The sequence below is a fragment of the Erwinia mallotivora genome (assembly GCF_000590885.1).
GTDB classification, from domain to species: domain Bacteria; phylum Pseudomonadota; class Gammaproteobacteria; order Enterobacterales; family Enterobacteriaceae; genus Erwinia; species Erwinia mallotivora.
In genome coordinates this window covers 20,935-35,449 of the sequence record NZ_JFHN01000020.1, presented here as the reverse complement: position 1 = coordinate 35,449, position 14,515 = coordinate 20,935, and the positions used below count along the sequence as shown (strand labels likewise).

Below are 14,515 nucleotides of genomic sequence, written 5' to 3'. Positions count from 1 at the left end.
AAGACCATATCCTCTTGAAATTTTATTTTCTAAATCCGAAATTTTTTTTTACTCGTTTCTTCACTATTTACGAATTTTTCTCTGACCATATTTTCGACTAACTTTTTATCACCGCATCTTTCACTTAGTTCTGAGGTATATTTATTTTTTTTACCTGAAATTGTGAGTAAATTTATTTTTTCTTTTTCCAGTTTATATTCCAGGCCTCTTATTTTATCGTATATTTTTCCATTTGTTGCGAAATTGATTTTATATTTTTCTTGCAACTCAATGCCGGTTTTCGCTTTAACAATCCAGTTATTATTTAAACGACTTAACTCATTTGCCAGTTTCCCAACATTTTCAAAATGATTCTCCTTTATATGAGCCTGCTTTTCTAATAATAACTCCTGAGTTCTGATACCATTACCCAACTCTGCCTTTGCTTTACCTACATAAGCGATAGCCTGTTCAACATTTAAATGTAACTCAGGGTGTTTTGCGTTTTTTTTATTCAGTGCCTTAACAATACTCTCCGGGACGTTTTTTACATTTTTAATTTCATTTATTAAATTTGATGCTGTTTTAGCAGAAATATTACCACCTGTAATGGCAGCGAAAATTACTGCGCAACGATCTTTGATGCTGATACCCATAGATACCTCAAAATTAGAAATATATTGAGAGTATATCAGCGTGTTTTTTTCAATCTTTCAAAAAACAACTTTATGTCTCTTAATTAAACGAGGAAAATAGTGATAAATGATTATAAACGATGCGTTAATAAGATTTTTCAGGATGGATGATATTTCCGTTTTGCTTAAAACATAGCCTATGATATGCCCGGCATTAACCGCCGGACATGATCACTATTTCAAATATTAACCCTGAATGATATTCAGAAGTCCGCTTTCAGAACCACACGGTAATTAGCTTTACCCGCACGGACATGCTCCAGAGCATCATTGATGCGGGACATCGGGAAATATTCCACCCGGGGTGCAATATCTGCGCGAGATGCCAGTTTCAGCAGTGTGCGCAGTTGCCCCGGCGAGCCGGTTGATGACCCCGTGACGGCTTTGTCACCCATAATCAGGTCAAAGGCGGACACCTGGAATGGCTTCATGACTGCACCGACGGTGTGAAACTTGCCCTTCGGCGCCAGTGCGTCGAAATAAGGTTTCCAGTCAAGATCAACGGCGACGGTGCTCAGGATCAAATCAAAGCGCCCTGCCAGCTTTTTCAATGCTTCCGGGTCGCGGCTGTTGACGACTTCATCAGCGCCCATATCAAGAATGGATTGCTTTTTATCAGGCGTGGAGCTGAATGCCACGACCTCAGCACCCATTGCGCGCAATACTTTTATCGCAATATGACCAAGGCCGCCGATGCCAATAACGCCAACACGGCTGGTCGCGGTAATGTTACTCATCAGCAGGGGTTTAAATACCGTAATGCCGCCACACAGCAGCGGACCGGCCGTCGCAGCATCCAGTTTTTCCGGGAGTGGGATCACCCATTGCCAGTCGGCACGCAGTTTCTGCGCGAAACCGCCATGGTTAAGAATGGTGGGAATAGCGCCGTTTTCACAGTTGACCTGTTCACCGTTGATGCAGGGATCACAGTGTTGGCAGCTTTTTGCCATCCAGCCGATACCCACGCGTTGGCCTACTGACAGCCCTTTGTTTTGCGCCGCTGAACCCAGTGAAGCAACGCGACCAATCACCTCATGTCCGGCAATGGTGGGATACTGAGAAATTCCCCACTCGTTATCAATCATCGACAGGTCAGAATGGCAGACGCCGCAATACTCAACTTCAACCTCAACTTCTTCTGCTGCCAGCTCTGCGGCTTCATATTCATACAGTTCCAGAGCCTGACCTGGTTGCATAGCGGCGTAGCTTTTAATTTTCATCCTTTACCTCATTCTGTTTAACAGTCCTGAAAGAGTGTAGCAAACTCCCCTCTTCCCCCTGTTAACCTGACGAGGCATCGATCGGTTGAAATGTTGCAAAGTGTAATTAAGCGAGTGTCCTGGTCGGAATAATATTCTCAGCCACCAGATGCTCAGTCACATGACCAATAGCCTCCACCACCTGCGCGGAGTTATTCTGAATATCCATGATCACACTTCCAGCTTCCCGAACCAGCGACACGCCCTGATCTGCACGTGAAAGATTGGCAGAGATATTTTTCTGTGCCAGCGCAGCCAGTTGCTGGTTATGCTCAACCACTTCAGAGATCTCCTGCGAGGCCGTATTGATATTCGCCGCCAGACTTCTTACTTCATTAGCCACAACCGCAAAGCTGCGGCCATGCGTACCGGCGCGTGCCGCTTCTACCGCAGCGTTTAACGCCAGCAAATTCGTCTGATTAGCGATCCTTTTAATCGTTTCAACTATCTGACCAATCTGCGCCGATTGTGAACTGAGGTCATTAATTCCGGCAGAGACATTACGCAGCTCAACGGCGATTTCATTCATCTTGCTGACGCTGTTCCCTATCACGCCCACACCCACCCGGGTATTCTGGCTGGTCTCAAGCGCGGCTTTATAGGCATGTTCTGCCGCCTCGCGCTCCTGCCGGTTCTTAACCACCTGGGTGGTCACATCGGTGGCAAATTTCACCACTTCATACAGCTGGCCGTTCTCATCAAAGACCGGATTGTAGGTTGCCCGCAGCCAGATGGTGTTGCCCCTGCTGTCAACACGCTCAAACTGACCGGAAACAAAGTCTCCGTGCCGCAGCTTTTGCCAGAACTGATGATACTCAGTGCTGTTGTAAACTTCCGGCGAACAAAACATACGATGATGTTTTCCCAGCACTTCTTCAATCCGGTAGCCGGTGGTTTTCAGAAAATTATCATTAACACGTAATACTTCGCCATTGAGATTAAATGCTATCACCGCCATGGAACGGTCAATGGCATTGGTCATCCCTTTCTGTTGCTGTGCGGCAAGCGTGCGCGCGGTGATATCAGAAGCCAGTCCAACGATCTTAATGACTTTGCCATTGTGATTGCGTATCGGGACATAATTCGCTTCAAACCAGATTTTTTTACCTTCTTTGGTCAGACGTAAAAATTTATCACTGAAACTTTCACCACGGGCCAGACGCTGCCAGAATCGGGTATATTCGGGCGAGGCAAGCACCTGCTCCGGACAGAAGATACGATGATGCTGCCCGACAATCTCATCCAGCTGATAACCCATTTTTTGCAAAAAAAGGGCATTGGCATTGAGCACGACGCCCTCAGGCGTCAGTTCCATTATTGCCATGGCACTGTGAATAGAACTCTGTGTGGTACGACAGAGTGTGTTGGATCTGAAAAATCTCTTGAAGAAACCTGACCGATTGAAAATGCGCATATCGTAACCTTACTGTTATGTTTTTATGTTCGCACGATGCAGATTATCGGCAGGCATGGAGAAAAAATTATGATTATTTTTTCACTAAAACCACGGGATACCGCCCTTTGCAGCCAGTAATCTGCTGCGTAATGAGGGTGAAAAAAACTTTTATTTCATAAGATTAAGTTATTTCAGGCAATCCGGCGTTAATCCGTTCAGAGTAATCAGAGCTGAAGCAGGCGGGCGGGTAGCTGTCAGCCGCCTTCTGTTGATATTACAGGAGATTTTTTGTCATCCGATTGCGAAAGCAATCACCAGTTTAGCCCCTTATTTCGTCATTTGATTTAAGTCCACTGGACTACAGTATAAATAAATTCGCTTCAGATCGTTTTAAGCACCCCTGACATCTGACAAAAGGTCCTTTTTGCGTGGCTAAATTATTTTTACGCAGCGGAAGTCTGGATGCGGTTCTGCCCCTTGGAGAAAACGGGCAGCCTATTTACCTGTCGGCCCTGCAATTGCGCGAGACACTGCGCCTGAGGAAACAGCAACATATTGCTGACTGCCTTGCTATCCCTCAACCTGATGACGCCGGAAACCGCCTGGACTGGTATGCGCCCATTGGCGGTAAAGTTACTTCCTGGGCTGCGGCCAGCGACAGTGCCCGCAACCATGCCCTCAATCAGCTGGTCGCCTGCCAGCAGGTGGTGGCAGAGATGTGTCAGCGGGCACAGCAGTCGGAAAAAAGTAATCAGAAGTTATTTGGAGCCCTGCTGGCAAAAGCCTTGCAGTTTCCGGACCAGAACTTTGTTTATCTGGTGGACGGCAAGCCGGTTTTAACCTTCTGGGGCTTCGTCAGCCTGGATAAAAAATCCCGCCAGGACTCGCTGGATTGTCTGCGTAAAGTGGAAGAAGACCATCCACCGTTGAGCCTCTCTAAACTGGCCGTTGCGGTCCCGCCTCCGCCTGCTGTGGCGCCGCCGCTCCCCGAACCTGTTACGGTGACCGTGGTGGAGGAGACGCAACCCCAGCCTGAAGCTGAGCAGGCGATGCCGGCACCAGAAACCGCTCCGGTTGTACAAAAAGTCGTGATGCCAGCAACATCCCGTCCGCTGCTTCGCTATGGCTGGATGTTACCGGCCGCCGCACTATTGATTGCCTTTGGCGTCCAGCTGAAGGGGTATTTCTCTGCCCCGGCTGAGGTCAGCTCACCGTCTCAGGCGCACGCTGATAAAACATCGGCGCAGCCTCAAACGCTGGCAGCCCCGACAGCACCGGCCGTCGTCGCCAGTCAGCCAGCCCAACCGGCAGTGCCTGACACCACGAAGCACATCGCGTTACCGGTCACCCCTGCCAGTGTGGCAGCCACTGCACAGCAGAGCCCTGACAATACAGCGCCACAGCCGGTACAACCGGCCGCCAGTGCGGGTGAGGAAACCGCTGCTGCTGCACCGGCAAAAGATGATCTGATATTACCCGGTGACGCAGTGAAACTGGGATCCACCCGTTTCCTGAACGGTAACTGGCGGGTGGTGGTTGGCGGTAAAAATCCACTGACCGGTAAGCCACCCAGCCTGCGCTATCAGCTGAAGAACGGCAAAGGTATCGCCAGGATGACTCAGGGTGACGGCATAATCTGCAAAGTTGACGTTTATGCCGGGCTGATGAAGTCAGGCAATCTGGTCATTAACAGTCGCACCAAAGCGAAATGCAGCGATGGATCGCGTTATCAGATGCCCGATCTGACCTGTAAACAAGGGGCCAACGGCGCAGCCGAATGTAGCGGCCAGTATGACGCTGGTACGGTATTACCGATGACGATGAAGCGCGAGAGTAAATGATGATGCTGGCGACAATCGCTGATATTAAACCGAATATGACGCTTGTTCAGAACAGTGGTATTCAGTTTCTGGACTTTGCCCTGACGCCGCAGCTGGATGCCGACCTGCCGGGGAAGTTTGTCCGTAAAACCGCCAATGGCCCGCTGCTGCGTCTGAATTTTAACGCCCTGAGTGGTAAATACATGCTGCCGGTTGCCACCGGTGGCACTCCTGAAGTGGTTAAGCCTGAATCCAGCTTTTCTCTGGAACAGTCGCTGACCCTGCTGAACGGTATCTGGTTACCGCTGCCCTTCTTTCGTTTTAATCCGCCGCGTACTTTTATCGGCGGACCGGATAACTGGGCCAGGGTGCAGGTCGTTGCGCTGGATAAACCTGATGCCAACGGTCACAGTCACCGCGTCTGCCTGGCATTCGAAACCCGCGTCTGGCCGGAAGGTGAAGATGAGTCACTGGCGCTGAACAGCAGCGATGCCCAATCCGGCGTCAGCTTTGCGCTGGCTCACCACAGTGACGAGCTGGGTGAATTTCTCGACCATACGTGGGTTGATGGCTGGCTGCGTGAAGTCTTCAGTCAGCAGGCGTCGGAGATTGAACAGCGTCCTCAGGTCAATATTCGTACCGCTCTTCGCGAATTTGAATATCAGGCTCACTATCTGAACATTCTGCATATGCTGGGGCATCAGCTGTCGCTGCCCGAGCTGAAAATCAGCGCCGCTAACCCTTCCTCCCCGGCCATTCCGGTTGATTTGATTCTTGATGTCGGTAATTCGCACACCTGCGGCATTATGGTTGAAGACCATGTCGATGATCATCATGGTCTCAGGCACACCTATGAGCTGCACCTGCGTAACCTGAGTGCTCCCCACCTCGTCTATAACGAACTGTTTGAAAGCCGGGTTGAGTTTGCCCAGGCAAGCTTTGGCAAACAAAACTTTTCAGTGGAAAGTGGTCGTGACGATGCCTTTATCTGGCCTTCCATCACCCGTGTAGGTCGCGAAGCCAGCCAGCTGGCGCTGCAACGTCTGGGAACCGAAGGCGCTACCGGGATCTCCAGTCCGCGCCGCTATCTGTGGGATGAAGAGAGCTTCACCCCCGGCTGGCGCTTCAGCCGGACGCCCGGTAATGCAGCTGATGAACCCATTGCCACCGCCATGCCGCTGACCAACCTGGTCGATGATGAAGGCCAGCCGCTGTATAACCAGCCGCTGGAAGAGAGGCTGCCGGTTTTTTCTGCCCACTACAGTCGCAGCGCGGTGATGAGCTTTATGCTCTCGGAACTGCTGGCCCAGGCGCTGATGCAGATGAACAGCCCCGCTCAACGGCAAAAGATGCTGCACAGCAGCGCCCCGCGCCAGCTGCGTAACATTATTCTGATCTTGCCGTCGGCGATGCCAAAACCTGAACGGGAGATTTTCCGGCGACGGATGCAGGAAGCCATTGCACTGGTGTGGAAAGCGATGGGCTGGCACCCGGCTGATGATGATTTCACCAGCGACCAGGACAAAGCCAAAAGCCTGATGCCCGTCCCAGACGTGCAGATGGAGTGGGATGAAGCGACCTGTGGCCAGATGGTCTATTTGTACAATGAAACGCAGGTTAATTTTGGCGGACGCGCAGAAGCCTTCTTCAGCAGTATGGCGCGTCCCGATCGCCCGCGCGCCGCAGATGAACCGGCGGGGAAAACGCTGCGTATTGCCTCAATCGATATTGGCGGCGGCACCACCGATCTGGCCATTACCCAGTACCGGCTGGACGATGGTCAGGGCAACAACGTAAAAATCATGCCCCGGCTGCTGTTTCGTGAAGGCTTCAAACTGGCCGGTGACGACATTCTGCTCGATGTTATCCAGCTGTATGTGTTGCCGGCGTTGCAGGCTGCCCTTAAGCAGGCGGGCGCGGGCAATGCGGAAGCGGTAATGACCCGGCTGTTCGGCGCTGAGGGTCGCCTCGGCGGTCAGTCCACCCTGCGTCAGCAGGCGACACTGCAACTCTTTATTCCACTGGGGCAGGCTATTCTTGAAGCCTATGAGCGCTTTGACCCGCTGGATCTGAATGCCGAAGTTGAAGCGCTGTTTGCTGAACTACTGCCGCAGGCACCGACGCCGAAGCTGCTTGATTATCTCAACCGCGAGATCCAGCGGGAGCTGCCGAATGACGCTGAATCCTTTGATATTCTGCGCGTGCCGTTGATCGTCAGCCTGAGCAAGCTGCACAGCGCTTTTCTCTCACCACAGATGAACATTACGCAAAGTCTGCGCTCCATGTCCGAGGTGGTCGCCGTCTATGACTGTGACGTGCTGTTACTGACCGGTCGCCCTTCACGCTTTCCCGGTATCCAGGCGTTGTTCCGCCATTTACAACCGTTGCCGGTCAGTCGGATTTTATCGCTGGACGGTTATCACACCAATGACTGGTATCCTTTTAATAAGCAGGGCCGTATTGAAAATCCGAAATCCACTGCGGCCGTCGGCGCTATGCTCTGTCTTCTGTCGCTGGATCTGCGACTGGCCAACTTCTGGTTTAAAGCCGGTGATTTCCAACCCTATTCCACTATCCGCTATCTGGGGATGCTCGACGGTAACGGCTCGCTCAGCAGTGAGAACGTCTGGTACAGCGATATCGATCTTGACGACAACCAGTTCAGCCTGGATTCCCGCCAGCGGTTCCAGGTTCGGGGAGCGCTGACGCTGGGATTCAGACAACTGGATAACGACCGCTGGCCTGCCTCACCACTCTACAGCCTGTCGATTGCCGATCCGCAGCTGGCACGCCGCGTGGCAGGCGATAAGGTGCTGAAAATCAGGCTGGCAATAGTCAGCACCGCCGCCAGCGGTGCGGAACGATTTGAAATTGCCGAGGCCAGCCTTGATGATGGTACGCTGGTTCCTTTACAACACCTGCGGCTCAGGCTGAATACGTTAGCCAGCGGTGGATCAGGATTAACCCATTACTGGATTGACAGTGGGAGCGTATACAAGAAATGAAAGCGTTGACGCCTAAGCAGTTATCAGGCCAGTTCGGCAAAAAACTGGATACGCTGGCAAAAAGTATTGGCGGGGCGATCGACTGGCTGGAGAGCGCACGCCACAGCGCCCCCCGTCTGGAGATGGAGGCCGACCGTCTGCGTATACGTCTGATGCGTCAGCGTAACCACGCGGGCAATCTGGCGAGTGCGGCGGCAAAAGAGTGTGCGATAGGATTTTTTGGACTGTCACAGGCGGGAAAGTCGTACCTGATCTCCGCGCTGGCCGCCAGTGATAAAGGCCGGATGGAGATTGCCCTTGGCAACGCCACGCTGGATTTCCGCCAGCTCAACCCTCAGCAACACACCGGTAGCATGGTGCTGCGTATCAGCGGTCAACAGACGCGCGTTGATAATGAATGGCCGGTCAGGCTGACCTTGCTGAAAGAGAGTGAACTGGTGGCGATTATCGCCGCGGTTTACGCCCGCCGTGACCCTAAGCAGACGTTGCAGAGCGACGAGCCGCAGATTACCGAACGACTGAAAACCCTCGCCATGTACCGTCAGTCTCAGCCAACCGGCGGCCTCAACGAGGATGATGTGGTGGCGCTGTGGGACAGTATGACCACCGCGCAAATTTGCGACAATACAGCACTTGAAAGCCATTTCTGGCCGCAGGCGATTGAGATGGCATCGCTGCTGGGTGTGGACGACCGCGCCCGACTGTTTTCATTGCTGTGGGGAGACGATCGCCAGCTGAGCAGTCTCTATCGGCAACTGGCACATGTGCTGCATCATATTTCTGCTGCTTCGGCGGTGCTGGCCCCGCTGTCGGTGGTGGATGACAGCGCACTCAGCGTGCTGAACAGTAACAGCCTGCGCTACTTTAATGCGGCGGCCGACCGGGTTATTCAGGTTCTCCCGCAACATAATAATCGCAGCCTGAAACCGGTGAATCTGGCGCTGGCAGAACTGACGCTGCTCAGCCGCGAAGTGCTGCTACCTCTTTACAGCTCGCCGAAAGAGAGCCTGTTTGAGCAGGTGGATTTGCTGGATTTTCCCGGTTTTGAACAACCTGCCGTGGTGCCGGATGACGCTCAACACCAGCTGGCGCTGAGCTTCCTGAGCGCCAAACGCCCTTTCCTGCTGGCGCGCGCCGCCGACCATCATGATGTGGATTTATTGATGGTGTGCAGCGCGTCCGGCCAGCGCGCCGACACCCCGCTGGTTGGCCGCATGCTCGACCACTGGGTGAAAAAAAATCAGGGAGCAAACAGTCAGCCGCGCAGTGAACGTAAACCCGGACTGATTTGGGCGTTAACCCCTTTCGATCAGCGTATCACCCACGGCCAGAATCATGACGCTGCGGTTCAGCGCTACGTTGGCAATCCCGGCGATGCCTGGGGTTCGATGCTGGCAACGGACGACAAGGGCGTGAAGCGGATGGCGGGCTGGCTGACTAATGAAGTCCGCCGCGAAGTCAGGCTGGAACGTCTGCAACAGCAGGGAAGCGAAATTCGTCGTGAACTGGCCGATAATTTGCTGGGCCGCTGGTATCAGGCCTCCGGCAAAGAAGAACCCCAATTTCGCATGCGTACGGCGACGGCGCTGCTTAAAGCCTTACAGACCCGAACCGGCGTTCACGGCGAACTGCTGGAGCGTCTGCTACCGGGCAGAGAGACGCTGAGGCAGCTTTTTCTGCAACGCCAGCAGCCGGTTTCACGCCCGCAGAGCGGCGAACATCCTCTGACCGCAGACGATCCTTTTGGCATTGGTATCAGCATCGACCTGCTCAGCAATGACCCGATCCCCGGACTGATTATTACTGGCGATGACAGCCCGGAAGAGTCGCCTCCGGCGGAGTTCCCCCGCCAGGTTTACCAGCTGTGGATCAATATGTTACGTCAGCTGCCCGACCAGTCTTCTCTGCTGACCCTGCTTGGCGTCAACAAACCCACGCTGGAGCTGCTGACCGAAGAACTGATCACCGCAAGCATTCGTCTCAATATTGAAGCCGCGCTGGTCACCATGCTGACCGATCAGGAGGCCCCCGGAACGCCAGCAGAGATGATCGCCGACCGCCAGGTGACCCGCGCGCTGAGCGTACTGGGTGATTTTATCGCCTGGCTCGGCTTCCAGCATCTGCGGGAGGATCAGCGTCCTGAGAGTAAAATCAACCGGGGGCAGCCGGTGTTTGCCCGACCGGAAACCCAGAGCGCCAGCCTGGGGCCGGGCCAGCGCCTGACCCGACTCTCTCTGAAGCCCAATAACCATGCAGCCTGTTATATTTTTGACTGGCTGGTCGCGCTGAATGAGATGATTTTACTTAATGCCGGGTATTCTGCTGCCGGTGAAATCGACAGCGACCATCGTGAACAGCTGGCCGCATTGCTGAAACAGATCGGACGCTGATGCCAGGGCCGTAACGCCCTTCAGCGTTACGGCTCTCACCCGCTGTTTAACTCTCGTCAGACGATTTTTTGGCTGAAGAACCCGTCAGCGGATCCCACAGGGAAAGCCGATGCCCCGACCCAATACCAAAACTGCTGGCCGCGCTGACTTTTTTTGCCGGTAACTGATTCTTTTCGGTATAGATATCCACTGCCCGCTGGAGAAGCGAGGATGCCCCGGTATTACAGTTGCCGACCTTGTCCGTTTTGTGCGGCGGCAGTCGCTGGAATTTAGGGGTGGCATCCTGTAACTGCTGGCGCTTCTCCTCGTCGGCTTTCGGCTTCAGGTGTTCAGAGGGAATGGCTGATCCGTCGCGGCCCATCAGTTCATCCTGATAAAGCTGATGCAGCGTAAACTGCTGCCTGGCTTCCAGCAGGTCAAGGCTGTCCACATCTGTTATCTTCTTCAGCGTGACTTTTCGCCCGATGTCTTTGGGAAAGTTTTCGAATGCGCGAAGATCCCGCTCTGGTGCCGGCGGCTTTGCCACCCGGTAATCACCGGCTTTCTTCGGCCACATTTCCATCATCGTCATTGGCAGATGGCGATATACCGAAGAAATTTCATTGTGCAGTTCCTGTGGATCGACACCCTCCCCCCTGGCGGTACGATACGCATTATAAAAGTCTTCACGCGTGGCGAATGACTTCCCGGCAAGTTGCGAAATCACTTTACGAACAGGTGCGGCTAACCTGAACGGCGCTTTTGAATCAGCGCTGTCGATAAGCTTGGCAAGCAGTTTGTCATTGATATTCACCGGGCCACGCTTGGGATCGCCCCCTACGCCATACAAAACTGCGCCGCTTTTACGTCCCTGGTTGGGATGTCCGGCAACCACATAGCCATGCGTGGGAATGAGGTAACCGCGCGTATTGCGGTTAACGTAGTAGACAGGCACTTTGGATAACGCCTCTGCGCCTGTCGATTTCAGTTCATGAAGCACCGTATCGAAGGCTTCGCGCTCACTTCCTTCAGGCAGCGAGGGGAATTTACCGGGATGCCGGGCGTCCAGCACCTTGCCATCGCTGTCACACTGCACATCAATCAGCGCCGTTTCACCTTTTATCTGACGCGATACCCTCATCCACCCATCACCCAGATCGAGCATCGTGGCGTCCGGCTTTCCTTTTGCATCGGCCATAAAGGAAACGAATGCCTGCACACGGGATTCCACATCGCGTTTTCCCAACAGCGATTGAATTTTGTGGCTGACCTTACCGGCAACGCCGGTGCTTTTGGTCCAGTTTGTCCTCTTTTTTTCTGCATAAAGGCCCGCTGTTTTTTCTGCATCGCTGGTCATTCTGCTGCTCCTCGCCGGTTCGGAGCGGAAAGATCCAAAGGCGCTGGAAGAGACATCTGAAGACATCTGGCTCAGCCCCCCGAAATGACGGTGCGCATTGCCGTCGTCACTGCGCACTGACATTTCGCCAGGCTCGCCTGATGCCTGCGTCGATGGTGGCAGAAGGCCGTGTTGACGCAGCTGCGCGGTCAACTCGCCGGCGGCATTTGCCAGGGCGCGCAGGTCATGCTGAACAGGCGTATCGCGACAACTCTCCGTCCATGCCGCCAGGGCTTCCGGCAACTTTTCCAGATGCAAAAGCGTATCGACATGGGACTGGAGCAAAGGCGTCACGTCGGCGGAGTGGTTGCGAAGCGTTTCGCTCAGCTCAGCAGTGCGGTCTCTGGCGGTGCAGAGAAAAGCGCTGAATTTCGCACCGGACGGCATTCCGGCTGAATTCCCGGCCAGGCCAGTAGGATCCGTATGGATCAACGCCAGAAGGTCCGGTACGCCCTGCACCTTCTGGTGTGATTGATCAACCATCTGGCTGACTGATTGCTGCATCCGTGCCGTGGTCAGATCGGTGCAGGCCTGAGACAGGGGTTTATATGAAGCATGTGACCTCGGGGTATGCGCCAGCTGGCTGGTACAGCGGTCAATCATCTCTTTCAGCGTCTGTTGCTGCTCGTTGCCCAGCCAGTGTCCGTTCTGCTCACCGAGCGCCGCCTCTGACAGCTGACCTGCCAGTTCGGCAATGGCGGGAAATGACTGGGGCGATTTCTCCAGCTCCCGCTGAAAGGTATGCAGCAGGCTGGTGCAATCCTGCGCCGACGCCGTGGTGGAGCGACCAAACGCCGTACTCAGTTTGCCAGATGCGACAAAAGCCCTTGTGCGTGCCTGCCGCGAAGATTGCGCATCACTTTTATCAATTACGCCGGAACTGCCGGACCCACCGGACACCATCGGCATACAGGAGTGAGAGGCGCGCGCGATCTGAGCTGGATTCATTAGTTTTTCCTATAGTTTGCCTGAAAGAGAGGGCTGAGTGGTCAGGTGCCTGGCGAGGTTCCCTTTGGCAGGTGAAATGCCGAAGGATTCAGACAGATTGAATGTTAAGGTAATCTGTTACCACAAAACCCTGCTTTGATTGTGACTATCTGCGGGCCTGTCATTTATGGAGGAATACTGATGGCTTTGATAAAAGAGAAAACAGGAAAATCGCTTATCCCGTCACTGACCCTCGTGGTGATGTTGCTTATCCCCGTACCTGATGGTATGCCACCCCAGGCCTGGCACTATTTTGCCGTGTTTGTGGCGATGATTGTCGGCATGATTCTGGAGCCCATTCCGGCTACGGCAATCAGTTTCATAGCGGTCACCCTTTGCGTTATCGGCGGCAGATTTCTGCTGTTTGATGCCGACGAACTGGCAAATCCGGATTTTGATGCCAGCAGCCAGGCACTGAAATGGGGGCTGGCCGGTTTTTCCAGCCCGACGGTATGGCTGGTGTTTGGCGCGTTTATCTTCGCGCTGGGCTATGAGGTGAGCGGGCTGGGGCGTCGTATCGCGCTCTTTCTGGTCAAATTTATGGGTAAGCGCACGCTGACCCTCGGCTATGCCATTGTGATTATCGATATCCTGCTGGCCCCCTTTACGCCCTCCAACACCGCCCGCACCGGCGGTACTGTCTTTCCGGTGATTAAAAATCTGCCGCCGCTGTTTAACTCTTATCCCAACGATCCCTCTTCCCGCCGCATTGGCGGTTACCTGATGTGGATGATGGTAATTGGCACCAGCATCAGCTCCTCGATGTTTGTCACCGGCGCGGCACCCAATGTGCTCGGCCTGGAGTTTGCCAGCAAAGTGGCCGGTGTCCATATCAGCTGGCTGCACTGGTTTCTGGCTTTTCTGCCTGTGGGGATCATTTTACTGCTCGTCTCGCCCGCACTGGTCTGGCTGTTGTATAAACCGGGGATCACACAGAGTACGGAAGTCGCGGCCTGGGCTGCTGAGGAACTGAAAAGCCTTGGACGGCTCACCCACAAAGAGATAACCCTGATTGGTCTGGTGCTGCTCAGCCTGGCGCTGTGGGTGCTGGGCGGCAAGCTTATCAGTGCCACCGCCGTTGCCCTGCTGGCCGTGGCATTAATGCTGGCCCTGCGCGTGGTGCCCTGGAAAGAGGTAACCCGCTACAGCAGCGCCTGGAATACGCTGGTCAACCTGGCCACGCTGGTGGTGATGGCAAATGGCCTGACCCGTTCCGGATTTATTGACTGGTTTTCTGCCACCATGAGCCGACATCTGGAAGGTTTTTCCCCCCAGGGAACCGTCATCGTGCTGGTACTGGTGTTCTACTTTTCCCATTACCTGTTTGCCAGCCTCTCTGCCCATACTGCCACCCTGTTGCCGGTTATTCTGGCGCTGGGCAAAAGTATCCCCGGCGTGCCAGTGGAACATCTCAGCCTGTTGCTGGTGTTATCGATTGGCATTATGGGTTGCCTGACGCCTTACGCAACCGGCCCCGGGGTGATTATTTATGGCTGTGGCTATGTAAAATCAAAGGATTACTGGCGACTGGGGGCCATCTTTGGAGTGATTTTCATCAGCATCCTGTTGCTGGTTGGCTGGCCTGTGCTGGCTGTCTGGTCTTGAGATA

General features: G+C 53.9%; 8 protein-coding genes. 4 read left to right on the top strand and 4 right to left on the bottom strand.

Annotation, left to right across the window (positions count from 1 at the left end; genetic code table 11):
- Positions 1-29: 29 nt before the first annotated feature.
- The 3 genes from BG55_RS02500 to BG55_RS02490 all read right to left on the bottom strand — a co-directional run bounded on the left by BG55_RS02500 (position 30) and on the right by BG55_RS02490 (position 3,347).
- Positions 30-635, bottom strand: a complete 606-nt coding sequence (locus tag BG55_RS02500; RefSeq protein WP_034934028.1) for a hypothetical protein — start codon at positions 633-635, stop codon at positions 30-32.
- A 242-nt stretch (positions 636-877) separates the two neighbouring features.
- On the bottom strand, positions 878-1,894 hold the full coding sequence (ahr, locus tag BG55_RS02495) for an NADPH-dependent aldehyde reductase Ahr (protein ID WP_034934026.1): 1,017 nt from the start codon (positions 1,892-1,894) through the stop codon (positions 878-880).
- Between the two features lie 106 nt (positions 1,895-2,000).
- Positions 2,001-3,347, bottom strand: a complete 1,347-nt coding sequence (locus tag BG55_RS02490) for a methyl-accepting chemotaxis protein (protein WP_052018655.1) — start codon at positions 3,345-3,347, stop codon at positions 2,001-2,003.
- 410 nt (positions 3,348-3,757) lie between these two features.
- Between BG55_RS02490 and BG55_RS02485 the strand changes: the two genes are divergently transcribed.
- Genes BG55_RS02485 through BG55_RS02475 form a run of 3 tightly spaced genes read left to right on the top strand, consistent with a single transcriptional unit; the run spans position 3,758 to position 10,544 of the window.
- Positions 3,758-5,170 carry an SrfA family protein gene (locus BG55_RS02485; RefSeq protein ID WP_034934024.1) on the top strand — a complete coding sequence of 471 codons (1,413 nt, stop codon included), beginning with the start codon at positions 3,758-3,760 and terminating at the stop codon, positions 5,168-5,170.
- A 2-nt stretch (positions 5,171-5,172) separates the two neighbouring features.
- Positions 5,173-8,154 carry a virulence factor SrfB gene (locus BG55_RS02480; protein WP_034934116.1) on the top strand — a complete coding sequence of 994 codons (2,982 nt, stop codon included), beginning with the start codon at positions 5,173-5,175 and terminating at the stop codon, positions 8,152-8,154.
- Positions 8,151-10,544, top strand: coding sequence for a virulence factor SrfC family protein (locus tag BG55_RS02475; protein ID WP_034934022.1), 2,394 nt, complete (start codon positions 8,151-8,153; stop codon positions 10,542-10,544). The genes BG55_RS02480 and BG55_RS02475 overlap by 4 nt, the downstream gene beginning before the upstream one ends.
- A gap of 46 nt (positions 10,545-10,590) precedes the next feature.
- Here BG55_RS02475 and BG55_RS02470 read toward each other — a convergent pair whose 3' ends face one another.
- Positions 10,591-12,867: a HopW family type III effector protein gene (locus tag BG55_RS02470; RefSeq protein ID WP_034934021.1), complete on the bottom strand. Its 2,277-nt coding sequence runs from the start codon at positions 12,865-12,867 to the stop codon at positions 10,591-10,593.
- A 180-nt stretch (positions 12,868-13,047) separates the two neighbouring features.
- Between BG55_RS02470 and BG55_RS02465 the strand changes: the two genes are divergently transcribed.
- Complete coding sequence (locus tag BG55_RS02465; RefSeq protein WP_034934019.1) at positions 13,048-14,511, top strand: anion permease; 1,464 nt, start codon at positions 13,048-13,050, stop codon at positions 14,509-14,511.
- Positions 14,512-14,515 lie beyond the last annotated feature (4 nt).